At 59.8% G+C, this 23590-nt stretch carries 21 protein-coding genes; 13 read left to right on the top strand and 8 right to left on the bottom strand.

The features are described from left to right. The first annotated feature begins 11 nt into the window (after positions 1 to 11). A complete protein-coding gene (locus LG327_RS02400; protein ID WP_404365340.1) occupies positions 12 to 674 on the top strand; it encodes a TetR/AcrR family transcriptional regulator in 663 nt (220 codons plus the stop codon). 168 nt (positions 675 to 842) lie between these two features. Here the strand turns inward: LG327_RS02400 and yihA are convergent, their stop codons facing one another. Continuing rightward, the gene (gene yihA, locus LG327_RS02395) at positions 843 to 1487 is read right to left on the bottom strand and encodes a ribosome biogenesis GTP-binding protein YihA/YsxC (RefSeq protein WP_404365339.1); all 645 of its coding nucleotides are present in this window, start codon (positions 1485 to 1487) and stop codon (positions 843 to 845) included. Between the two features lie 193 nt (positions 1488 to 1680). On the opposite strand from yihA, the gene LG327_RS02390 reads away from it, so the two are divergent. The 3 genes from LG327_RS02390 to LG327_RS02380 all read left to right on the top strand — a co-directional run bounded on the left by LG327_RS02390 (position 1681) and on the right by LG327_RS02380 (position 4074). After that, positions 1681 to 2289, top strand: a complete 609-nt coding sequence (locus LG327_RS02390) for a c-type cytochrome (RefSeq protein ID WP_404365337.1) — start codon at positions 1681 to 1683, stop codon at positions 2287 to 2289. A 204-nt stretch (positions 2290 to 2493) separates the two neighbouring features. Next, entirely contained in the window at positions 2494 to 3126 is a 633-nt protein-coding gene (locus tag LG327_RS02385) for a thiol:disulfide interchange protein DsbA/DsbL (protein WP_404369164.1), read from the top strand. A gap of 87 nt (positions 3127 to 3213) precedes the next feature. Beyond that, positions 3214 to 4074 carry an endonuclease/exonuclease/phosphatase family protein gene (locus LG327_RS02380; protein WP_404365335.1) on the top strand — a complete coding sequence of 287 codons (861 nt, stop codon included), beginning with the start codon at positions 3214 to 3216 and terminating at the stop codon, positions 4072 to 4074. Positions 4075 to 4146: 72 nt separating this feature from the next. Here the strand turns inward: LG327_RS02380 and rpmG are convergent, their stop codons facing one another. From rpmG to radC, 3 genes are all read right to left on the bottom strand, one after another. After that, positions 4147 to 4302 carry a 50S ribosomal protein L33 gene (gene rpmG / locus LG327_RS02375; protein ID WP_071263342.1) on the bottom strand — a complete coding sequence of 52 codons (156 nt, stop codon included), beginning with the start codon at positions 4300 to 4302 and terminating at the stop codon, positions 4147 to 4149. 11 nt (positions 4303 to 4313) lie between these two features. Next, positions 4314 to 4550 carry a 50S ribosomal protein L28 gene (rpmB, locus tag LG327_RS02370; protein ID WP_404365333.1) on the bottom strand — a complete coding sequence of 79 codons (237 nt, stop codon included), beginning with the start codon at positions 4548 to 4550 and terminating at the stop codon, positions 4314 to 4316. Between the two features lie 232 nt (positions 4551 to 4782). Continuing rightward, entirely contained in the window at positions 4783 to 5457 is a 675-nt protein-coding gene (gene radC / locus LG327_RS02365) for a DNA repair protein RadC (protein WP_404365331.1), read from the bottom strand. A gap of 199 nt (positions 5458 to 5656) precedes the next feature. On the opposite strand from radC, the gene coaBC reads away from it, so the two are divergent. The 7 genes from coaBC (at position 5657) to argA (ending at position 15082) form a co-directional block, all read left to right on the top strand. Continuing rightward, the gene (gene coaBC, locus LG327_RS02360; protein ID WP_404365329.1) at positions 5657 to 6895 is read left to right on the top strand and encodes a bifunctional phosphopantothenoylcysteine decarboxylase/phosphopantothenate--cysteine ligase CoaBC; all 1239 of its coding nucleotides are present in this window, start codon (positions 5657 to 5659) and stop codon (positions 6893 to 6895) included. After that, positions 6892 to 7353 (top strand): dUTP diphosphatase, encoded by a 462-nt coding sequence (gene dut / locus LG327_RS02355; RefSeq protein ID WP_404365328.1) that lies wholly within the window; start codon positions 6892 to 6894, stop codon positions 7351 to 7353. Before coaBC ends, dut begins: the two co-directional genes overlap by 4 nt. Before the next feature lie 133 nt (positions 7354 to 7486). Next, positions 7487 to 10102 (top strand): phosphomannomutase/phosphoglucomutase, encoded by a 2616-nt coding sequence (locus LG327_RS02350; RefSeq protein WP_404365326.1) that lies wholly within the window; start codon positions 7487 to 7489, stop codon positions 10100 to 10102. Between the two features lie 81 nt (positions 10103 to 10183). Next, the gene (argB, locus tag LG327_RS02345; protein WP_404365324.1) at positions 10184 to 11080 is read left to right on the top strand and encodes an acetylglutamate kinase; all 897 of its coding nucleotides are present in this window, start codon (positions 10184 to 10186) and stop codon (positions 11078 to 11080) included. Positions 11081 to 11132: 52 nt separating this feature from the next. Continuing rightward, positions 11133 to 12512, top strand: coding sequence for an acetylornithine deacetylase (locus LG327_RS02340; protein WP_404365323.1), 1380 nt, complete (start codon positions 11133 to 11135; stop codon positions 12510 to 12512). Between the two features lie 29 nt (positions 12513 to 12541). Next, positions 12542 to 13729 (top strand): acetylornithine deacetylase, encoded by a 1188-nt coding sequence (gene argE / locus LG327_RS02335; protein WP_404365321.1) that lies wholly within the window; start codon positions 12542 to 12544, stop codon positions 13727 to 13729. 45 nt (positions 13730 to 13774) lie between these two features. Further along, a complete protein-coding gene (gene argA, locus LG327_RS02330; protein WP_404365319.1) occupies positions 13775 to 15082 on the top strand; it encodes an amino-acid N-acetyltransferase in 1308 nt (435 codons plus the stop codon). On the opposite strand, the gene LG327_RS02325 is transcribed toward argA, so the two are convergent. Further along, the gene (locus LG327_RS02325) at positions 15053 to 16123 is read right to left on the bottom strand and encodes an aminopeptidase (RefSeq protein ID WP_404365318.1); all 1071 of its coding nucleotides are present in this window, start codon (positions 16121 to 16123) and stop codon (positions 15053 to 15055) included. The genes argA and LG327_RS02325 overlap by 30 nt on opposite strands. 100 nt (positions 16124 to 16223) lie before the next feature. On the opposite strand from LG327_RS02325, the gene LG327_RS02320 reads away from it, so the two are divergent. Together LG327_RS02320 and LG327_RS02315 are read left to right on the top strand one after the other, a co-directional pair. Further along, positions 16224 to 19985: a DUF1631 family protein gene (locus LG327_RS02320; RefSeq protein WP_404365316.1), complete on the top strand. Its 3762-nt coding sequence runs from the start codon at positions 16224 to 16226 to the stop codon at positions 19983 to 19985. Between the two features lie 50 nt (positions 19986 to 20035). Continuing rightward, a complete protein-coding gene (locus tag LG327_RS02315) occupies positions 20036 to 20902 on the top strand; it encodes a phosphoribulokinase (RefSeq protein WP_404365314.1) in 867 nt (288 codons plus the stop codon). A gap of 16 nt (positions 20903 to 20918) precedes the next feature. Here the strand turns inward: LG327_RS02315 and LG327_RS02310 are convergent, their stop codons facing one another. The 3 genes from LG327_RS02310 to LG327_RS02300 form a co-directional block, all read right to left on the bottom strand. After that, positions 20919 to 21764, bottom strand: coding sequence for a pirin family protein (locus tag LG327_RS02310; protein ID WP_404365312.1), 846 nt, complete (start codon positions 21762 to 21764; stop codon positions 20919 to 20921). Positions 21765 to 21911: 147 nt separating this feature from the next. Next, positions 21912 to 22703: an adenosylmethionine decarboxylase gene (speD, locus tag LG327_RS02305; RefSeq protein ID WP_404365311.1), complete on the bottom strand. Its 792-nt coding sequence runs from the start codon at positions 22701 to 22703 to the stop codon at positions 21912 to 21914. Between the two features lie 253 nt (positions 22704 to 22956). After that, complete coding sequence (locus LG327_RS02300; RefSeq protein WP_404365309.1) at positions 22957 to 23376, bottom strand: OsmC family protein; 420 nt, start codon at positions 23374 to 23376, stop codon at positions 22957 to 22959. Positions 23377 to 23590 lie beyond the last annotated feature (214 nt).

Here is a 23590-nt window from a genome sequence, read left to right as displayed (position 1 = left end):
ACAGTGAGCGTATGAAAACACGAGACAGGATACTGCTATCCGCACTGGAGCTGTTCAACGAGCGGGGGGAGCGCAATGTGACGACAAATCATATTGCTGCCCACCTGGGTATCTCTCCGGGCAATTTGTATTACCATTTCAGAAACAAGTCCGACATCATTTATGAGATATTTCTGGAATATGAAAAGCTTGTGGATTATTACCTGGAGGTTCCCGAAGGCCAGCCTCTGGGCCTGGAGCACCTGACATTTTATCTGGAGTCGGTGTTCGATGGTCTCTGGAGCTACCGGTTTTTCCATCGTGACCTGGAGTTCCTGCTGGACAGCGACGTGCGCCTGAGAGAGGACTACCGGGAGTTCACAAATCGTTGCCTGGTTGCGATCAACCGCATTTTTGATGGTCTGGCGGAGGGGGGGGTCATCAAGCCCCAGCCGGAAGAGCTGCGCTCTGCCATGTCCCTGAATGTATGGCTGGTGGTGACAAACTGGATGGCCTTCCTGAAAACGGCCCACGGCTCGGAGCTCACTAACAGCCTGTCGCTGAGGCAGCTCAAGCAGGGCATCTATCAGGTTCTGACTCTCGAACTGCCCTACCTGACACCGGCATTCCGGGAGCCGGTGATGAGGATACGGGAGAAATACCGGCCAGACCTGCCGGAAACCCGTGTAGCCTGAGGTGAGAGGTGTTACGAAAAAATGCAGGGCAGGGAACTTTTTTCGGGGGGCCGGGTCTCAGATACAGACAATGGGAATTCGGACATTCCCTGCGTCTTCCTGAGTTAATCAGGTTTTAGCACGTCGCAAACCCTGACGTTTCACCCGGTCGCCCTGCGGCCGGGTTTTTTATGTGCTTTCGATTTCTCCGGTGGCCCCTTCCAGCCACGCCACCAGTGCTTCTCTGCTCTCCTCGATACCCACTTTTGTTGTCGCCGAAAACATGACCAGGTGGTGAACGCAGGCATAATCCCTGAGCTGTGCTGCAACCCTGAGGAGGGTGGTTTTGGCTGCTCCGAACTTCAGTTTGTCTGCCTTGGTAGCCAGAATCATCAGTGGCAGGTTGTTATGTTCACACCATTCCACCATCATCTGGTCAAAATCCGTCATCGGGTGCCGGATGTCCATGACCAGCACCAGGCCCCGCAGGCTGTTACGCTGGGACAGGTAGTTGTCCAGGTGTTGTTGCCAGTCATCCTTTATGTCCCGGGATACCCTGGCATAGCCGTAGCCCGGCAAATCCACGAGCCGGCAGTCGGGCCGGTTGAGAGAAAAGAAGTTTATCAGCCGGGTGCGTCCTGGCGTCTTGCTTGTGCGGGCCAGCTTGCCATTGACTGTGATGGTGTTGATGGCGCTGGACTTGCCCGCGTTGGAGCGGCCTGCAAAGGCGACCTCCGCGCCAGTGTCCGGCGGACACTCGCTTAATCTGGAGGCGCTGACGAGAAAGCGGGCGCTGTTGAAAGAAATGGGTTTTACAGAGAGTTCTTCGGACACGGTCAGCTGATGGCCTATTGGATTTCAGTTGTCTGGGATTAATGTATAATGCTACACCAAATTCGGTCAGCGCGCAGAACTCTGGTGCCGACAGCCCCTGGTGGGGCTGGTTTCGACAGCATCTGCCGACTGCACACCCTACAATGTGTCTATTGCGCATAACGTGTAATCAGATGAGAGAAGCGGAGCGAGCATGAGAAAACTGATCGCAGGTGTTGTTCTCGGCGTCAGCCTTACAGCCACGGCCTGGGGCGCGGGAGATCCTGAAGCCGGCGAGGCAAATGCAGGGGTGTGCGCAGGCTGCCATGGTCAGAATGGCGCCCAGCCGACAATCGCAAGTTACCCCAGGCTGGCAGAGCTGGGTGAAACCTACCTTTACCGGCAGCTTTCCTATATAAAGTCCGGCGAGCGGGCGATTGCCGCAATGACAGGCATTCTGGACAACCTGTCTGACCAGGATCTGCAGGATCTTGCAGCTTATTTCGACAGCCAGGACATGCCGATTGGCCAGGCCAGCCCGGAACTCGTGGGCCTGGGCGAAAAGCTATACCGCGGTGGCAATATGGCCTCCGGCGTGCCTTCCTGCGCCGCCTGCCATAGCCCCCAGGGCAAAGGCAATGAGCCGGCCGGTTATCCGCGTCTGAGCGGCCAGACCCCTGAATATGTTTCGGCCCAGCTGAAGGCCTATCGGGATGGGTCCCGGGACGGTGGCCCCGAGGCTTCGATCATGATGGACGTGGCTGGAAGCCTCACGGACAGTGAAATAGAGGCCCTTGCCAGTTATGTCTCCGGCCTGCACTGATCCGGACCTGTATTGATGCAGAAAGCCCCGCCGTGAGCGGGGTTTTTTGTTCCCAGGGTGAAGAAACCGTCACTGGAAGCCTTTGTGGACCCTGGTCCATAATCCGAAAGTCAGGCGCAGGCCCGGCTCACGAACTTTGTATCCTTTTCATGGTCACATTGATCAATTCAGACAGCCGACGCAGTTGGCAAACGACCGGAGAGCATTATGAAACAGGTTTGGAAGGCGGCAGCATGCCTGCTGGCAGTCATGGCATTTGGAGTTCAGGCCCAGGAGACCGACTGGCAGGAAGGGCGACACTACGAAGAGCTGGCGACACCGGTAACAACCTCCACCGGTGACAAAGTCGAAGTTGCCGAAGTGTTCTGGTATGGGTGCCCCCACTGCTATGCGTTCAAGCCGCTGATTGAGGAGTGGAAAAAGGATCTTCCAGAGGATGTCGAGTACGTGGGTATTCCCGCAGCGCTTGGAAGAACATGGGAGCCTCATGCCCGTGCCTATTACACTCTTCAGGCCCTTGGCAAACTCGACCAGACCCATGATGCGATGTTTGAGGCGCTTGCCCGGGACCGCCGTCAGCTGGATACCGCAGAAGCCCTGGCGGACTACCTTTCGGATTACGGCGTCGATGAAGAAGCCTTCATCAAGACCTTCAGCAGTTTTGGCGTTAACGCGAAAATGCAGCAGGCCCAGGCCAAAATCCGTGGTGCCCGCATCACCGGAACCCCGAGTCTTCTGATTGATGGCAAATATGTGGTGACTGGTTCCATGGCTGGCAGCCATGAGAACATGCTCAAGGTGGCTGACTACCTGATCAGCAAAGAGCGGGCCGAGTAAGGGTCGGCCTGTCCGAGTGGTGCCGGGCTTCCCTGCCCGGCAGTCAAGATACTGGTACCGAGGTGAATCGTGGTGAAGCCTAGCCCGATGTACAGACGTATCCAGAAGCAGTTTGCGAGCCGCCCGGATGGCCGGCAGCCGCGTCGCGGCACCTGTTCCGGCATGGATCACGTGCCGGAGTTTGAGGCTCACCGTCACATCAGGCTTCTGACATTCAACATCCAGGTAGGCATCAACACCTCCTCCTACCGCCACTATGTGACCCGCAGCTGGCAGCATTTCCTGCCCCACAGAAAGCGTTTCGAGAACCTGGACCGGATTGCTTCCCTTGTCAGCCAGTATGACGTAGTGGCGTTGCAGGAATGCGATGGTGGGAGTCTGCGGAGCGGTTTCGTCAATCAGGTCCAGTACCTGGCGGAAGCCAGTGGCATACCCTACTGGCATCAGCAGCTGAACCGGAACCTCGGGCGTATCGCCCAGCACAGTAACGGTCTTCTGAGTCGCTACCGGCCCCTTGAAGTGGCGGAATACCGTTTGCCCGGCCTGATCCCCGGTCGTGGCGCCATTGTCGCCAAGTATGGGGCGGAGGAAGACCCTCTGGTGCTGGTGGTGATGCACCTGTCTCTCAGCAAATCCGCCCAGCAGCGGCAGCTGGGGTATATCCGGGAGCTGATAGGCGACCACAGGCATGTGGTTCTGATGGGTGACATGAATAATCATGCAGACCAGCTGCTCAATAACACACCCCTTAGCGATGCCGATCTGGTGCCGCTGCCGTCAACCGCTCACAGCTTTCCCAGCTGGCGCCCGGAGCGGGCTCTTGACCATATCCTGGTCAGTCGCAGCCTGGAAATCCGTCGCTCGGAAGTGGTGAGCTACCCGGTTTCGGACCACCTTCCTATTGCCATGGATATTTCCCTGCCCAGCGGCTATGTGGAAACCTTCTGAGACAGCCTGAAGGCAAGTCCAGACACAAAAAACCCGGCCGTGGCCGGGTTTTTTTCAGAGCCGGGATCAGGTTTACTTGATCTTGGCTTCCTTGTACGCAACATGCTTGCGGACAACCGGATCGTACTTCTTGATCTCGATTTTTTCCGGGGTGTTACGCTTGTTTTTCATGGTCGTGTAAAAGTGACCGGTGCCTGCTGATGAAACCAGCTTGATCTTCTCGCGCATGATGCGGCTCCTTAGAATTTCTCGCCGCGGGCGCGAAGATCGGCCAGCACAGCGTCAATGCCTTTTTTATCGATGATCCGCATGCCTTTGGTGGATACCTTCAGCTTAACGAAGCGCTTCTCTGATTCAACCCAGAAGCGGTGGCTCTGAAGGTTGGGCAGAAAGCGACGACGGGTGTGGTTCATCGCGTGGGATACATTGTTACCGGAAAGCGGTCGCTTACCGGTAACCTGACAGACTCTGGACATACTTGCCTCCGACCTGAGCTTTGGTCCTGAAAATACGGATTCGTTCAATCGCACCTGATACGTAATCGTCAGACGCGGCCAGAACAGACGGTGTGAAACGCTGGCCTGCGCTGCTGACGTTTGGCACTGCCTGAAAATAAGGGACGCTTTTATACCAGAACCAGGACTCTAACGCAAAAAATTGTTGGGAAAATAGCCAGGAAATGGCTCGCCGGGGCTTTTGTGAGATGAGTCACATGAGTCCGCGCTCGGCCAGGGAGATTACCTCGCCATGGCCAACCACCATGTGGTCGAGCACCCGGATGTCCACAAGCCCCAGTGCCTCCTTGAGGCGGCGAGTCAGGCTGATATCTGACTGACTGGGCTCGGCAACCCCGGAAGGGTGGTTGTGCGCAAAGATGACCGCTGCCGCGTTGTACTCCAGCGCGCTGCGCACAACTTCCCGGGGGTAGACCGCGGCGCCGTCAATGGTCCCGCGGAACAGCTCCTGATAGCGGATTACCCGATGGCGGTTGTCCAGAAACAGGCCGGCAAATACCTCGTGGGGAAAAGTGCCAAGGCGGCTGCGCAGATAGCTTCGGGTATCTTCCGGGGACCGTAGCGGGTCTCCCTGCCGCAGGGGCTCATCCATCACCCGGCGGGCCATTTCCATGGCTGCCTGGACCTGGGCATACTTCGCGGTGCCGAGTCCTTTCACGCCGCAGAAGCTGCCACGGGACGCCGTCATCAGGCTCCGCAGGCCGCCGAACTGCTCTATCAGGTACCTGGACAGCTCCATGACCGGCTGGCCAGCCGTGCCGGTACGCAGAAATATCGCCAGTAGTTCGGCGTCGGAAAGGCTACCGGCGCCATGGGCGAGCAGCCGCTCGCGGGGCCGTTCGTCAACCGGCCATGGGGTATTCGTCATGATTGCATCCCTGCTGATTGTTCGGCAGGCCCTGATGCCCGGAAAAGGCAGCGGCCTGATTGTGGCGCATCCAGCGCGGCGGGAATTCTAGCATGCTCGCCGGACTGTCGGGAGGCGTCATCCAGTGCTATCTTTAACGCCTTGATTCGGTTTGCAGAAAATCATCTGGAACCTCCGTTTCCCGGTCAAAGGAGCATGCATGGCGCAGAAACGAATTCTGCTGGGGGTAACCGGCGGCATTGCGGCCTACAAGAGCGCAGAACTGGTCCGTTTGCTGAAAAAGGCAGGCCATTCGGTGCAGGTCGTGATGACAGGAGGCGCAGAGGCCTTCGTCATGCCCCTCACTTTTCAGGCGCTCAGCGGCGAGCCGGTCAGGACCTCGCTGCTGGACCCCGAAGCCGAGGCCGGCATGGGCCACATTGAGCTGGCGAAATGGGCGGAGCTGGTCCTTGTGGCCCCGGCGTCGGCGAATTTTATGGCCCGGCTGGCGAATGGCATGGCTGATGACCTGCTTACCACGGTGTGCTGCGCCACGGAAGCGCCGATAGTGCTGGCCCCTGCGATGAACCAGGCGATGTGGGCCAACGCCCGTACCCGTCGCAACCTCCGGCTGCTTGAAGAGGATGGCCAGATCAGCCTCTGGGGGCCCGATGCGGGAGATCAGGCGTGCGGCGACACCGGTCCTGGCCGCATGCTGGAGGCCAGGGCCATCGCCGACCGTGTTGATGCGCCTGCACGGCAGGTGCTGGCCGGCCAGGTAGTGGTAGTCACAGCCGGTCCCACTCGCGAGGCCATTGACCCGGTGCGCTATATCAGCAACCACAGTTCGGGGAAAATGGGTTACGCGCTGGCGGCCGCTGCCCGTGACGCTGGCGCCAGGGTTATCCTGATCAGTGGTCCGGTAAGCCTGCCCGCTCCGGCGGGGGTGGAGGTCCGGTCTGCCACCAGCGCCCGGGACATGCTGTCCGCGACTGAAAACGCCGTGGAGGACGGCTGCGACATTTTTGTTGCGACCGCAGCGGTTGCCGATTACCGGGTGGAGAGCGAAGCCGGGCAGAAGATGAAGAAAACCCGGGAAGAGCTTTCCCTCACGCTGGTTCGTAATCCGGACATTCTTGCGACCATTGCCGGCCGGCCGCGACCGCCCTTTACCGTAGGGTTTGCAGCCGAGACCAATGATGTTGAAAAGTACGCCCTCGACAAGCTGGAGCGGAAAAACCTGGACATGATTGTTGCCAATGACGTATCCCGGCCGGACACCGGCTTCAACAGTGACCGGAACACGGTTACCGTATTCTGGCCTGGCGGCAGCGAGGCCCTGGCAACCGACACCAAGACAGCTCTTGCGGCGCGTCTGATCGATCTGATCGCGGCTCGCCAGCATCACGATGACACTGCCACACCCAGAAAAAAGACCAACAGCAGGATAAAACGATGACCAGACGTTCGTTGCAGATACGGATCCTGGATCCACGCATTGGCCAGTCCATTGCTTTTCCGGAATACGCCACCGATGGCTCCGCAGGCCTGGATCTCCGGGCCTGTCCTGATTCCCCGGTGACCCTGGAGCCGGGGCAGACAGAGCTGCTTAAAACCGGTCTGTCGATCCACATCGGGGACCCGGGGCTGGCTGCCATGATCCTGCCCCGCAGCGGCCTGGGCCACAAACACGGTATTGTGCTTGGCAACCTGGTGGGCCTGATTGATTCCGATTACCAGGGGGAGCTGATGGTTTCCTGCTGGAACCGGGGCAACACCACATTCACCGTGGAAGTGGGAGAGCGTATCGCGCAGCTGATTCTGGTTCCGGTGGTGCAGGCCCAGCTGGAGGTGGTTGAGAGTTTTGACCTCAGCGAGCGTGGGATCGGCGGCTTTGGTTCCACCGGCAGGCACTAGTCGTCCCAGTCGGGGTTTCTCCGTAGCGGCCGCAGCTGCTGCAGATGCATCTATACTGTCAGTCGAATCCGGCAGCGCCAGCATCCCACAGACCAAGTGCCTTCAGGGCGAAAAATAGTGAGCGGATCCCCTTATGAAACTCGGCAAGAAAAAAGAACCAGACGAGCTGCCTCAGGAGGCTCCAAAGAAGCAGAAAGCAGCGAAGTCTGCCAATGGTGCTTCCCTGAAAAGCCTGAGCTCGGTGGTGACCCTGCAGGCACTGATCGTCCTGGCATCGGGGATTCTGGCCTCGGCCATGCTTTATTTCCTTGTGCTTCAGCCAGCTGGGACGGAACACAGAAGCCAGCAGGTGAACACCCTGGCGGATGAGGCCGTGGCGCGGGTCGAGCAGCGCGTGTCGCTGCTGCAGCAGCTGGTCAGCGGTTACGCTCTCCAGCCAATGGTGGTGGGCGCCGCGGAAGACCCGGGTCAGCTGGGGGCCGTCAGGGCTGGTCTCAGCAGGCTTCTGCCGTCCGTGGCCGATGGGTTCATCTTTCCCTACGGTGATATTCCGCGGCGCACCGCCGGCTCGGAGCTGGGTTTTGCCTCCCTTGACCTGGCCCGGCGGGCGGAGTCGGGCCGCCAGGTGACGCCCGATGCTTTCCCGCGGGAGGGGAGGTGGTTCATACAGATAGCAACGCCGGTGAGAAGCCCCTCAAGCCAGGCTGTGACCGGAACTCTGCTGGTGATTTTTGATACCGGGATACTGGCTTCAGCCCTGACGCCGGAGGGTTATGATGCCGATGGCCGGCTGGCAGTGATTCAGACAGTGGCTGGGCAGTCCCAGCCACTGGTGGCCGCCGGTTCGGGCACAGGTGAGCTGATCAGCCGTCAGCTCAGCCCGGTGAACTGGTCGCTGCAGTTCACTCCGGCCCCAAGGCAGGTTGAAGTGGTGAATACACCCCTGGCTCTTACGGCCGTGGTCGCACCGGCGCTGGTTGCCGCCGTACTCGCATGGCTGCTGATGGCCGGTGCCCTGCGCAGGCAGCGGGAAGAGATTGCCCTTCTTATCCAGTGGACCCACAAGGCTTTTGGCGGCGAAAGGGTCAAACTGCCAGTTCTGCGGTGGGATATGGTGGCATCCCTGGGCGAAGTTCTGCAGCGCCTCGCACAGGTAGTGGAGAAGCGCATCAGCAAGGCAGACCAGGATGCCCGGGCAAAGGCAGGCCGGTCACTGTCCCCGGCCAGCGACCGGCCTGCAGGAGCCAACAGCGCGGAGCCCCTGTTCCAGGAAAAGGACATGCTGGACATCGACATGCTGGATGGTGATGACGATGTGCTCGGATTCGGATCCGGTGAGACCGGGTTGGACGTGAATGAGGTCCGGCCGCCGGCAGTGGAGGTTTCGCCCTCGATTTTCCGTGCTTACGATATCCGGGGCATCCTGGGGGAAACCCTGACGGCGGAAGTTGTCAGCATCATTGGTCAGGCCATTGGCAGCGAGGCCATCAGCCGTGAGGTCACGACTCTGTGCATCGGCTATGATGGCAGACACTCCAGTCCCGAACTCGCAGACGCGCTCGCCCGGGGCATTATGACGACCGGCTGTAGCGTGATTGAGCTCGGCGCCATACCGACACCAGTACTCTATTTCGCCACCCACCATCTGGAAACCGGCTCTGGAGTCATGGTGACCGGCAGCCACAATCCGGCCAACTACAACGGCCTGAAGATCATGATCGGTGGCGAAACCCTGTCCGGTGATGCCATTCAGAAGCTCCTGAAACGGATTCAGACCGGGGATTTCGAGAAAGGTCAGGGCGCGCGTTCGGAAGACGATGTGCGCCGCGCCTACCTCGACAGGATTACGGGCGACATTGCGGTGGCGGCTCCACTGAAAGTGGTTCTGGATGCCGGCAACGGGATTGCCGGAGAACTCGGTCCCCTGCTGGTGGAGGAACTGGGTTGCGAGGTGATACCCCTGTACTGCGAGGTCGATGGCAGCTTCCCCAATCACCATCCTGATCCGGGCAGGCCGGAAAATCTCCAGGATCTTATTGACCGGGTGGTGGCGGAGAAGGCGGATATCGGTCTGGCATTTGACGGCGACGGCGACCGTGTCGGTGTGGTTACCAATACAGGGCGCATCATCTGGCCGGATCGCCTGATGATGCTGTTTGCGCGGGATGTCGTGTCCCGTAATCCGGGGGCCGACGTGATATATGACGTCAAATGCAGCCGCCGGCTGGCTGGCGTGATCAGCCAGGCGGGCGGGCGGCCCATAATGTGGAAAACCGGCCACTCCCTGATCAAAGCCAAAATGCGGGAAACCGGCGCCCTTCTGGCGGGGGAAATGAGCGGTCATGTGTTTTTCAGCGAGCGCTGGTATGGTTTCGATGATGGACTTTACGCGGCTGCCCGACTGCTGGAGATTCTCGGCATAGAGGACCGTCAGATAGACGAGGTTTTTGACGAGTTCCCTGAAGACATCAGCACGCCGGAGATCAACCTGCCGGTCAGCGATGAAGTGAAATTCCAGCTGGTAGAGCGGCTTGCCAGGGAAGGGGTTTTCGGTGACGGCAGTGTCAACACCATTGACGGCGTCCGCGTGGATTATCCGGATGGTTGGGGGCTGTGCCGTGCATCCAATACCACGCCGGTTCTGGTGCTGCGTTTTGAGGCAGAATCAGAGGATGCCCTGGAACGCATAAAATCGGTTTTCCGGGCTGGTCTGAAACAGGTTGCGCCGGATGTGGTGGTGAATTTTTAACAGACCTGGAATACGATAGCGACGGCCTCCCGGCGGCGGCCTGTCACCAACACCATGAATCTGATGAGGAAGGCTTGAGGAATGGCACTGGATCGTGAAACGGCCATGCAGGTGGCGGCAGTACTCAGCAAGGGACTGCCTTATATCCAGCGGTTTACCGGCAAGACCGTGGTTATCAAGTACGGCGGCAACGCCATGGAGAACGAGGAGCTCAAAAGCAGCTTCGCCCGGGACATGGTTCTGATGAAACTGGTGGGAATCAATCCGATCGTGGTGCACGGCGGTGGGCCCCAGATCGGAGACCTGCTGGAACGCCTCAATATCAAGTCCCACTTCGTCAATGGCATGCGGGTGACGGATACCCAGACCATGGATGTGGTTGAAATGGTACTGGGGGGGCAGGTCAACAAGCAGATTGTTTCCCTGATCAACAGGCAGGGCGGCACGGCCATAGGCCTGACCGGCAAGGACGCGAATCTGATCCGGGCCCGCAAGCTGGAAGTCACCAGCAAACGGGACGAGCTGGCACGCCCGGAAATCATTGATATCGGCCATGTGGGCGAAGTCGAGAGCGTTAACGTCGAAGTGATCGACATGCTGACCCGCAGTAACGTCATTCCTGTGATTGCCCCCATTGGGGTAGGCCGCGATGGCGCCTCCTATAACATCAATGCTGACCTGGTGGCTGGCAAGGTGGCAGAGGCCATGAAGGCTGAAAAGCTGATCCTGCTGACCAACGTTTCCGGCCTCAAAAGCAGGGAAGGCAAGGTCCTGACGGGACTCACTGCCGCACAGGTCAACGCGCTCATCGAGGACGGCACCATCCATGGCGGCATGTTACCCAAGATCCGCTGTGCCCTGAATGCCGTTGAGAATGGTGTTCGTACCTCCCATATTATCGACGGCCGGGTTGCTCATGCCACCCTGCTGGAGATTTTCACCGACGAAGGGGTCGGCACCCTGATTTCCAGGGGGTGAGCCTGCGCCGGAGGACAATGACCGCAGCAGTATGGCGAAACAGGAGCCAGGCATGAAGAAGTTGGTAATGACGCTGGTTGTGCTGGCCCTTGTGGGTTATGCCGGCTTCAAGGGTTCGGCCTGGTTTCTGGCGGACAAGCGTCTGGCTGAAGCGCGGGAGGCCCTGGCTGATCAGGGTGCGCTGCTTCGGGGCGGCCTGGGTTCCAGTATTGCCGGAGAGCTCATCGTTCACGAGCTCAACTACCACCCGCATCGCCTGACCCAGGGGATAGAGGCCCGTTCCGTGCGGTTCGCTGCCGGCTCCCCGTTGGCGCTTGTGACCAGCCTGCTGACGCCGGGAGACCTGCCCCGGCAGTGGCGACTGGAGGCGGGCAGCCTGGCCATGTTGCTGGACACGGTCATGATCCGGGACTGGGCAGCAGCAGGGGCTGAAGATCAGCCGGACCTTTTCGCACCCATCTGTGGCTCCGGCCCGAGCAGGAAGCTGGGGACGGGTGATCTGATCCGCATGGGTGTGACCAGCCTGACTGGCGACGCCAGCCTGAGGCAGGAGCCAGATGGCCTGCAAGCCGAGCTGAATACCGCTACCACCGGTAGCCTTGAGCTCAGCTGGCCGGGAGCCCGGCTGGATCCCACCGCTCTTTCAGACATTGCACAGACCACCACAGAGCCGATGGATATCGTGCTGCGGGATGGTGGTCTGATGCGCAAAGTGGCGGCCTGGTGTGCACGTGAAGCAGGTATCGAAGTGGAAGCCTGGGCGGATATGGTAACCAGGGACTTCAAGGCGGCGCTCAGGCTCCGGGGTTATGAGCCGAGCCAGCAGTTGAGCGCGCTTTACCGGCGCTGGATGACCGAAGGGGGGCGGCTGGAGCTTCAGGTTCAGCCCACGGCTCCGGCGCTGGGCATGCCGATTTACTCCGCAGTCCCGCCTCCGTCTGATCAGCAGGGTGGGGCGGAAACCGGAACAGCCGACAGCCCCCGGGGCCTGGCCGTCCGCTACAACGATGCCGGAGTGCCCGGGGTGTACCTCACACTTGCTCAGGTTCAGTCACCATCAGTGGCAAGCCAGGGGCGGGAACCGGGGATGGCAGATGAGGCGCTGGCTGATGCTCCAGCCTGGCGTCCAGCCAGCCCGGACCAGGCCCCGCGCTGGCTGGAAAAGCCGGTGAAAATCCTTCTGGAAAGCGGCAGGGTAGTGGAAGGGAGGCTGAATGCTGTCGGACAGTGGCGGATGGACATAGCACGCAATGTGGAAGGTGGTGAGGTGAGTTACCCCATCAGGCTGGACGCCATCGAAAAGTTTGAGGTCTGGCGGCGGCCAACGGATGCCGGCCGGCCGATGCCGCCAGCAGATCGGCCGGAGATATCTGCTGAGGATGCCGGCGTGGAGGCGGAGATCTGGCGGGAGACCGGAGGCCCGCCTGAGTAACGCCGGAACGAATCGATCGAGGAGGGCATATGGCCCAGAACAAGCATGATGACAAAGCCCGGGCCCCCGGTATAAAAGACATGATGAGCCGGCTGATTGCGCTGCCTTCAATCAGCAGTGCCAATCCTGACTGGGACCACAGCAATGAGTCCGTGGTGCGCACCCTGGCTGAGTGGCTTGAACCCCTGGGCTTTGTCACCGAGATTCTTGCGGTTCCCGGCATGCCCGGCAAATACAACCTGATCGCCACCCTGGGCAGTGGCCCGGGCGGTCTGGTCCTGTCCGGCCACACGGATACCGTGCCCTACGATGACAAGCGCTGGCAGAGCGATCCTTTCGTGCTGACCGAGCGCGACGGCCGCTGGCATGGCCTGGGCACCTGCGACATGAAGGGCTTTTTTGCGCTGGCCATCGAGGCCGCCCGGGAGTTTGTGGGGCAGGATTTCAGGCAGCCGCTGATCATTCTGGCGACCGCCGACGAAGAAAGCTCAATGAATGGCGCCAGGGCCCTGGCAGAGTCCGGCCGACCGAAGGCCCGGTATGCGGTGATCGGTGAGCCCACAGGCCTGAAACCGGTACGCATGCACAAGGGCATCATGATGGAGCGCCTTGTGTTTGAAGGCCGGTCTGGCCACTCCTCGGACCCCTCCCTCGGCAACAGCGCCCTCGAAGGCATGCATGAGGCGATGGGAGAACTGCTTTCCCTGCGCGCGGGCTGGCAGGCCAGGTACAGCAACCCCAGCTTTGCGGTACAGGTACCGACCCTCAATCTGGGCTGTATCCACGGTGGCGACAATCCGAACCGGATCTGTGGCCGCTGTGAACTGCATTTTGATCTGCGCCCGCTGCCCGGCATGAAAATGACAGAACTCCGTCAGACCATTCTCAACCAGATTGAACCAGTGGCAACCCGCCGCGGTCTCAGTTTCGCATTTGAGCCCCTGTTTGACGGCGTGCCTCCTTTTGAGACGGCGGCAGATGCGGAACTGGTGAGGGTCTGCGAGCAGCTTACCGGGCACACCGCCGAAGCGGTTGCCTTCGCTACCGAGGCTCCCTGGCTGCAGCAGCTGAACATGGAAACCCTGGTGATGGGGCCGGGCTCCATTGATCAGGCGCATCAGCCGGACGAGTTTCTGGATATGTCCCAGATAGAGCCAGGCGTCGACATACTGAAACAGCTGATCCGTCATTTCTGCCTTGAGCCGCCCCGGGAATGACAGCTGTTACCAACATCACTTTGTATCAACCCGGGAGTTGAGGTCTTGAAATCGAACGACTGGCTGCATGGATTCCGCCATTCATCACCCTACATAAATGCGCACCGGGGCCGAACCGTGGTGCTGACACTGGGTGGCGAGGCGATTGCCCATGACAACCTCATCAACATTATTCACGACATCACCCTGTTGAGCAGCCTGGGGGTCCGGCTGGTGGTGGCCTTCGGTGCCCGGCCGCAGATCCAGGCAAGACTCGATGAGGCGGGCCAGCCCTCCAGCTTTCACAAGGGCATGCGGATCACCCCGGAAGAACATCTGCCCTGCGCAATGGAAGCCATCGGAGCCCTGCGATCCCACCTGGAAAGCCGCCTCTCAATGGGGCTGGTGAATTCCCCCATGCATGGGGCGAGAATCCGTGTCAGCAGTGGCAACTATGTGGCAGCCCGTCCCATGGGCGTGCTGGACGGCATCGACCACGGTTATACCGGTCGGGTGCGGCGGGTGGATGTCAGCGGGATGGAAAAGCTGCTGGAACAGGGGCACATAGTGCTGTTGCCTCCCATGGGCTATTCTCCCACCGGCGACGCGTTCAATCTGTCTTACGAGGACGTCGGCAGCCAGGTTGCCGCCGCCCTCAAGGCAGAAAAACTGATCATGTTCACCGGACATCAGGGGGTAGTGGATGAAGGCGGTACGCTGATCCGGGAGCTCACTGTCAGGCAGGCCACCGACCGGCTTGCCGTTACCGAGCCCGGACCGGACCGTGATCTCCTCAAGGCCGCCTGTGATGCCTGCGTCAAGGGTGTCAGGCGCTCCCATATCATCTCATTCACCCAGGACGGCGCCCTGCTGGAAGAACTGTTTACCCGGGACGGCTCCGGCACCCTGGTCAGTGACGATAACTATGAGCAGATACGTGGGGCCCGGGTAGAAGACATAGGCGGCATCGTTGAGCTTATCCAGCCTCTGGAAGAACAGGGCATTCTGGTTCGCCGTTCCCGGGAGCTGCTGGAAACCGAGATAGACTGCTTCATCGTCGCAGAGCGCGACGGCACCATAGTGGGTTGTGCTGCGCTTTATGCCTGGCCCGAAGAGAAAGCCGGAGAGCTGTCCTGTTTTGCCGTGGATCCGGCCTACCGCCGGGCTGGCCGCGGGGATGAAATCTTCGCCATGGTGGAGGAAAAAGCACGGGCTATGGGGCTGACGCAGCTGTTTGTGCTGACTACCCAGACTGAACACTGGTTCCGGGAAAGAGGCTTCCACACGTCGAATGTGCAGGCCCTGCCGGGGCCCAAGCTGGCGGCCTATAACACCCAGCGTAACTCAAAGGTGTTCGTCAAACCGCTTGCCTGAGTCGAGCAGCCGTTGCTGTCGGTCCGCCTCTGGCAGTTCCGAAAGCCTGATCACGGCCTCGTGAAAGGCGGCGAAGTCCCGGTTGTGCTCACGGAACAGCTGGCGAAAGCCAGGCACGTACTGATTGTACTGGCGGAACAGTGCCAGGTGGGCATTGTTGAGGCTCTCGGGATTGCGGCCAAAGGGGCCGGGGTCATGCCAGTCTGCGGCCAGCCGCCTGTATTGCCGGGTCAGATCCTCGAGTATGGCTTCCTTGCGCGCCCTGAGGGTTTCAGTGTTGAGGCTGTCCTGCCGGGCATAGAGGGCCTCCAGCTCTGCCACTGTTCCTTCAACCAGCGCAAGGGTCTGGTTCCTTTGCTTCAGGCGGTCCAGAGCGGGCCTGAAGTCCGCCTGTTTCCCCTTCCGGTCAAGCCACAGCTTCAGCCCTTCCAGCTCCACCGCAGTGGCGTAACTCTCATTGAAGGCCGTGTCGCCCGCCACGTAGACCACTTGATGGCTGAGCTCATGGATGATCAGCGCCGCCATCCGGTCCGTGGACAGGCGGGTAAAGCCGGAGTGCAGGGGGTCGTCGAACCAGCCGAGAGTGGAGTAGGCAGTGACGCCGCCAAGGAAGGTGTCATAACCTCTGGCATCAAACTGCCGCTGCTCAGCCCTGGCGTAATCCGGTCTGAAGTAGCCGCGATAGGCCTGGCAGCCGATGACCGGGTAGCACCAGTGATGGGGTTCAAGGGAAAACTCCGGCACCGCCACAAGGTTCAGGACCACCCAGGGACGATCAAGCTCCACGTAGTCCTGAAAGCTGCCTCCAACAGGCAGCGCGAGTCTGTAACGGGCGAACTCCCGGACATCGACTGCGGTAATCAGCGACTCCCGGAGTCCGGAACTGGTGGCTGGGTCGGCCACCAGTTCCGGAATGGGCTCCCCTGCCATCAAAAGGGATATCTGGCCGCCAACCGCCTGTGAGTAATAGCGGATACTGGTGCAGCCAGACATAAGGATGAATAGTAGCGAAAGAAGGCAGATCTGATTAAGCTGTTTCATGAAGTTCACTGTCAATCCGAATCCTGCACTCCATACTAACAGGTGTTGGCCGGTCGGGCTGACTCTGCTGAATGCCAGCTTTACGAGAATCAGGTAGTCCATGGACCCGAAGGAACGTCGTGCCAGCCTGCGGCAGCCTATCAAGCTGGCCGCCCAGATAGTCATGGAACCGGAAAAGATCTGGCCCTGTCAGATAGCCGATTTCTGCGCTGAAGGTCTGTTTCTGAGATACTCCGGAGAGACCTCCCGCAGGATAAACCAGACTCTTGCCCATACAGGCAGGGACGAATTTGTTGTGCGTTTTCGCGGCCTGGACGGCCGCACCAGGCATGAACTGCAGGTCCGCGTGGTCCGCAGGATGGATAGTGCCATGGGGGTTGTTTTTAGCAGTGCCAATCCGGCGGCAGTGGGTGCCATGCTTCACCAGTGTGGCGCCGACAGAAACCAGGAGCGTTCAGCGCTCAAGCCACCAGGCGAACGCGTTCAGTTTGTGCTTCACCAGTGCGCCCGTGCCGTTGTTCAACATGTTGAGCCCCTGATGGACGCCTGCTTTGGCAGCATGACTGAAGGGCTTCAGGAGGCTGCTCGCCGGGCGCCTTCCGATCAGCAGGCAAACGACTACATGGATACCGCCGGTCAGGTTCCCATCCGGCAGCGGGTGATCTGGCACCAGATGATGCAGAGCCTCGAATCACCCCTGAAACCCGGCCGCAAGAGTGCGACCGCCGCAGAGCTTTCCCTGGTGGACAAGGGAGATTTTGAGGACTGGCTGACCATCAGGGTCATGATTACCAAAGCGGACACGCTTTATCGCCACGAGCTTCTGCAGCTCAGAATGCGTTTCGACAAGCTGTCCATCAGCAACGCTACGGGTCATCAGAACCCTCTGGGCCCGGCGCTGGTCTGTGAAGCTTTCGCCGTGGGGCTGCAGCAGTTGAAGGCCAGCCGGACCGCCGGGAAGATCTGCCTGAAGGCATTCGACACCGTGGTGCTGCAGGCGCTTGGACCATTGTATGTGGCGCTGAATGACATTCTCATTCGCCAGGGGGTGTTGCCGGATCTTGACCTCAGCAAATACCTGAGCGAGCGCTCCGGAAGACCGGAGCCCCAGCCCCTGCCGAAAAAGAAGTCAGCAGAGAAATCGGCTTTTTCCCAGCCTGACCCGCAGCCGGAAAAAGCACCCGGCGCCGCGCCGGCTTTTTCCCGGCCCTCCCGGAACAGCACCGGTAACGCAAACGAAGCTGCGCGTTCTCTTTCCGCCGGTTTTCGCAGCTCCGCACGGATGGCGCAGTCGGCGTTTGCAACCGTCAAAAATCTCCTTGGCACCCTCTCGGCAGGCAGGGCGAATGAACCAGCCCCTTTTCCTCCCGAGGCCAGGCCTCTTTCAGCGGGGGAGTTCCAGCGGGAACTCCAGCAGCTACAGTCGCACGGCCCCAGTCAGGGAACAGAAACCGGGTCCCTGAAAGATCGCGTGGTGGGACAGATAAGGGCCGGTGGCGGCCTGGGGCTGAATGAGGAACAGCAGGATACCCTGGACGTGGTTGACCGGTTTTTCCAGAGCGTAGCGGAGAGCCCGAAGCTCAGCGAGGGCGCCCGGCAGCAGCTTCGTCAGCTGGAAATCCCCGTACTCAAGGTCGTGCTCCGGGACAGCGCTTTTTTCGATGATCAGACAAGCCCGGTGCGGGGCGTGATGGACCGGCTTGCCCAGCTTGGCGGAAGCGAGGGCCGGCCCAATCCTGTAGTTCAGCGCCGGGTCGAAGAGCTGGTGCAGAGAATTACCTCCGAATTTGAGCAGGACACCCGGGTTTTTGAGCGTGTGATGGAAGAGCTGGATACCCTGGTGGAGCGTCAGAAGCAGGTATACCAGCGCAACGTCGAGCGTGTCACAGCCGCCGCCGAAGGCTCCCAGAAAGTGGCGGAATCCAGGGTTGCGGTCGGTGAGGCACTGGACCAGCGACTGGCTGGCCAGCAGGTGCCCCGGGTGGTGATGACCCTGCTCAGTGCCGGCTGGCGGGATCTTCTTTCTCTGACCTGGATCCGCCAGGGCCCGGAAAGCCCTCTGTGGCATGAATATCTGGTGGTGGTTGATTCCCTGATCAGTTTTGGCAGGGACATGGAGGGCGGTGTAAATCTTCCCGAACTGCTCCGCACCATCCAGGATGGGATGGCATCCATTTCCAGCAGCCACATGCCATCCTCGCAGGTCCGTGATGAGCTCAAGGAGTTCCTGGTGCGGGCGCCGGGCACGCCAGTGGATATGGTCGATATACCGGCGGCGCCCCCCCAGCCGGAGTGCCGCGAGTCGAGGCTTGCCGAACGTGAGCGCAGAAGCCTGCAGAGGTGGGTCAACCGGGTCCAGAAGCTCCGCACGGGAGACTGGATGTGCAATCAGGAAAAAGCGGATCGGCCCCAGTATATGCGGGTGGTCTGGATCGCCCGCGGATTCAACCGCTTTGTGTTCGTCAACAACCAGGGCATGCGCGTGGTCGAGCTGGAGCTTGAGGACCTGGCGCGCCAGATGCAGAAAGGCATCCTGATACAGGACACACTCTACGACCGGCCCCTGGTGGACGAAAGCATCGACCGGATGGTGCGTAATGTCTACGATCAGCTGTCCTGGGCTGCCACCCATGACCAGGTCACCGGGCTGCTTTGCCGTCACGAATTCGAACGCATGCTTGAACAGCAGCTCAACCGGCACGAGGACGAGCGCACGCTGGCGAGAATGAGTCTGCGCCTGGTCGATTCGGTTCCGGAGAAGATCGGTGACCCGGCACTGGTGAAAGTGGCGGACATTCTTCGTGCTGAGGTAGGGGACGGGATGCCACTGGCACGTCTGGAAGGCAATGAGTTCAGCTTTCTGCTGCCTTCCGAGGCCGCCGAAACCATCGCAGAGCGGATCATCCGGGCTGTTGAAAACATTGAGCTGATACCCGGTGGCGAGCACCGGCTGACGGCCAGTGCCGGCCTTGCTCCGGGGCTGTCGGCCCTTACTACGGCGGAGCGCTGGCTCGGAGCTGCGGGCGAGGTCTGCCGAAGTGCACGGGACAAAGCCGGAGCCCGGATTATGGTGTGCCAGCTGGATGCCGGGGACCACGTCACGCAGCAGCAGATTGCTGCCAGGGTCGCGGGCCTGGGCCAGCTGGACGTTGAGCGCATGCTGCTGCGCTGTCAGAAAATCATCCCCCTGCATGGGGAAACCAGCATGGGAGCACAGTATGAAGTTCTTATCAGCATGTACGATGAGGCTGGCAATCTGATCCCGTCCGCGGAATTTGTCCGGATGGCAGAGCGCTATAACCACATGCAGGCGGTGGACCGCTGGGTGGTTGGACACATGCTCGACTGGCTGACGGATTCCCGTAAGGGCCGGACCCATACGGGGGGCATGTGCGTCAAACTCTCCGGTTATTCACTGAACGATGAGGCCCTGCTGGAATTTATCTATGACCGGCTCAGCCAGAAGGATGCGCCGATCGAGAGGCTCTGGTTCGAAATTACCGAACCTGCGGAAATCAATAACCTGACGGGAGTGGTGGAATTCATCGAGGAGATGAAGGAACTGGGCTGCCGCTTCTGCCTGGGGCGGTTTGGCAGCGGCGCCGCCTCCCATGAGTATCTGCGCCGCCTGCCAGTGGACCTGATCAAACTGGACGGCGCTTGCGTCCAGCGGATGATGACCAGTGAGGCGGATCATGCCGTGGTCCGTTCCATGGTGAACATGGCACACTACATGAAACGGGAAGTCATCGCCTCTCAGGTAGAAACCAGGGAGACCCTGGAGGCCCTGAGGATGCTTGGTGTCGACTATGCCCAGGGCTATGCCATCGAAAAGCCAGGGTTGCTCAGCAGCCTGACCTGACTGACGGCAGCTCCGGGAGCTGCCATTCATCTGAACGGAATCGGAGCTTTATGTCCCGCCGCCATCCCATCATTGCCGTCACTGGGTCTTCCGGTGCTGGCACCACAACCACCGGCCGGAGTTTCAGCCAGATCTTCGCCAGTGAAGATCTCAGAGCCGCCATGGTCACCGGCGACAGCTTCCACCGTTATAACCGGGAGCAGATGAGCCGGCTCGCCGCCAAGGGTCAGTTCGGTGAGCGCAACCACTTTGCCCTTGCCGCAAACCACATCGACAAGCTGGAGGCCCTGTTTTACGACTATGGCCACACAGGCAGCGGGCAGTTCCGGCATTACGTGCATGATGACGACCGGGCGCTGATTGCCACTGGCTACAAACCGGGCACGTTTACCCCCTGGAAGGCACTGCCGGCGGACACCGACCTGCTTTTTTATGAAGGGCTGCATGGCGGTGTGATCAGCGACTCCTGGGACATTGCCCAGTATGTCGACCTGCTGATCGGCGTGGTGCCGATAGTTAACCTGGAGTGGATACAGAAAATCCGGCGGGACACCCATTACCGGGGCTATTCGGAAGAGGCCGTGGTCAAGACCATCATCAACCGCATGGACGACTATGTGCGGGATATAGTGCCGCAGTTTTCCCATACTCACGTCAACTTCCAGCGCATACCCCTGGTGGATACATCCAATCCTTTTGTGGTCAGGGAGGTGCCTACCGAGGATGAAAGCCTGGTGGTCATCCGCTTCCGCGAGCCGTCCTCGGTAGACTTTCCCTACCTGCTGCGAATGATCCATGACAGCAAGGTATCCCGCCACGATACCCTGGTCATTCCCGGTACCAAGCTGTCGCTGGCCATGGATCTGATCATGCGTCCCATGGTGGTCGATCTCATGGCTCACAAGCCGTTTGCCTGACCGGTTGAATGCCTGTTCAGGCCGTCAGGACCCCTGACCGGTAATCCTGAAGTGCCTGCTCTATCTCTTCCCGGCTGTTCATGACAAACGGGCCATACTGCACAACCGGCTCGGCAATGGGACGGCCTGCAACCAGCAGCAGGCGCGCGCCCTGCGGCCCGGCTTTCAGCCGCACGTCGGTCCCGGGCCCCAGCACGCTGGCAGCGCTGACGTGGAGTTCATCATTACCGAGGGAGACGTTTCCACCGTAAAGGTAGATCAGACCGTCCAGCTCTTCGGCCACCGGCAGCGTCACCTGCCCCCCCGCCTCAAGATGAACGTCTGCATACAGCGGCCGGGTAAAGCCTCCGGTCACTGCGCCTGTGTGCTCATTGCCATCCGGCTGGATTCGGCCGGCAATCAGTTTCAGGGAGCCGCCCGGAATGGAAATCCGGGGAATATCCTCCGGCTGTATGTCCCGGTAGCCGGCCGGCATCATCTTGTCCTGCGCTGGCAGATTGAGCCACAGCTGGAACCCCCGCATGGCGCCTTCATCCTGCTGTGGCATCTCGGAATGGATGATGCCCCGGCCAGCGGTCATCCACTGTACGCCGCCATTTTTCAGATGCCCCCGGTTTCCCAGATGGTCCTCATGCAGCAGGTGGCCTTCAATCATGTAAGTTACGGTCTCAAACCCCCGGTGAGGGTGGGCGGGAAAACCGGCTATGTAATCCGCCGCCTGTTCCGAGCCGAATTCGTCGAGCATCAGGAAGGGGTCCAGGCGAAGAGACTGGGACTGTCCGATGGAGCGTTTGATGCGGACCCCCGCGCCATCGGATGTCTCGATGGCAGGGATGGTGCGCCCGAGTGTACGTATGGTCATGTCACACCTCCTGACTGGATGAAGACTCTGGAAGAATGACCGTATTTAACATGGAGGTGAGGCCGGCATGAAACCGGAGAATTCTGGAAGGAGTAGTCAAAAAAACTGAACAACCGACGGGCAGCGCTCCGCCCGCTGGTTCAGAGCTTACTCGACGTTGCGGGAATAGAAAATTTCCAGCATTTCACGCTTGAGGCGCTCTTCAATGGACTGGGCTTCAGCAGGATCCAGCTCGTCGGCATTAACACCGAAAACATAGTTATCCAGCTTGAAGTTCTTGAGCATCATCTTCGTGTGGAACATGTTTTCCTGATACACGTTGACGTCGATCATCTGATAGGCGTTCTGGGTATCTTCGGTCAGATAGTTCTGGATCGAGTTGATGTCGTGATCAATGTAGTGCTTGGTGCCATCGACATCCCGGGTAAAGCCCCGTACCCGGTAATCCACGGTGACCACATCCGAGTCAAAGCTGTGAATCAGGTAGTTGAGCACCTTGAGGGGCGAAATCAGGCCACAGGTGGATACGTCAATGTCGGCCCGGAAGGTGCTGATGCCTTCGTAAGGATGGCTTTCCGGATAGGTGTGAACCGTAACGTGGCTCTTGTCCAGGTGAGCAACGATGGTTTCCGGCAGTGGTCCGGGAGATTCTTCGTTGTCCGGGGAGCCGGCGCTCAGCTCATGCTCGGCGATGAGCATGGTCACGGAAGCGCCGTGAGGCTCGTAATCCTGGCGGGCGATGTTCAGGATGTTGGCGCCAATGATCTTGACCACATCGGAGAGAATCTGGGTCAGGCGCTCAGCGTTGTACATCTCATCGATGTAATCGATATATGCTTTGCGCTGTTCTTCTGTCTGCGCGTAACAGATGTCGTAGATGTTGAAGCTCAACGATTTGGTGAGGTTGTTGAAACCGTGGAGTTGCAGTTTGGATTCCATGCTCAGCCCCCGGGCTCTGGAAATGAATGTCGATGGCCATGCCCGCGTGCGCATGACAGCCTGTTATTGGCACTGAGGCCGCCACCGATGACTGGCCAGGCTGATCACCTTTTGCGCAGACCGGCGGAGAGGATGCGTATTATGCACATCGACCGGGGCATTGAACAGGCTTCCCGCCCAGATTTGGCCCTGATCGGCCATGCACTCCCGCGCCGGAAGAAAAGCCGCTGACATACCGGGCCGTCTGCTCCTGTCAGGCTTCCCTGATTTCGTGGCTGTGAACGATCCTGACGCCGGCGTTTTCAAGCATGATGGATGCCGAACAGTATTTCTCGGCAGACAGACTCACGGCGCGGCTGACCTGGCTCTCTTTGAGGTTGTTTCCCGTGACTATGAAGTGCAACTGGATTGCGGTGAACACTGCCGGCACGGCGTCTGCCCGGTCGGCAGTCAGTTCGGCGCGGCAGGCGGTGACATCCTGGCGACTTTTTCTGAGAATACTCATGACATCAAAGGAGGCACAGCCGCCAAGGCCCATGAGCATCATTTCCATGGGTCGCGGACCGAGATCACGGCCGCCGTGATCCGGTGGGCCGTCCATCTGCACCTTGTGGCCGCTGCCGCTGGTGGCCTGAAAACTCGCTTCCCCGGACCACTCGATTGTCGCTTTCATTGTTCAACTGGCTCCCTGAATCACAGTGAATGGCATGCTAGCACATCGCCGGATTTTCCTGCACGGGGAGTCGGCAGCAATAGATGTCGCGGCAAACTACAGTTCCTGTTCTATACTCTGTACTGGTTGCTGAATTCTGGCCATCTTGCTATAAGTTGCGTCGCCACAGGCACCAGACTGGGTCCGAACCCGCAGGGAAAGCCGGGTCATTACA

Source organism: Marinobacter sp. (assembly GCF_044799475.1).
Taxonomy (GTDB): domain Bacteria; phylum Pseudomonadota; class Gammaproteobacteria; order Pseudomonadales; family Oleiphilaceae; genus Marinobacter.
Note: the sequence above shows the minus strand (reverse complement) of the source record. Positions and strands in the feature narration are given on the sequence as shown.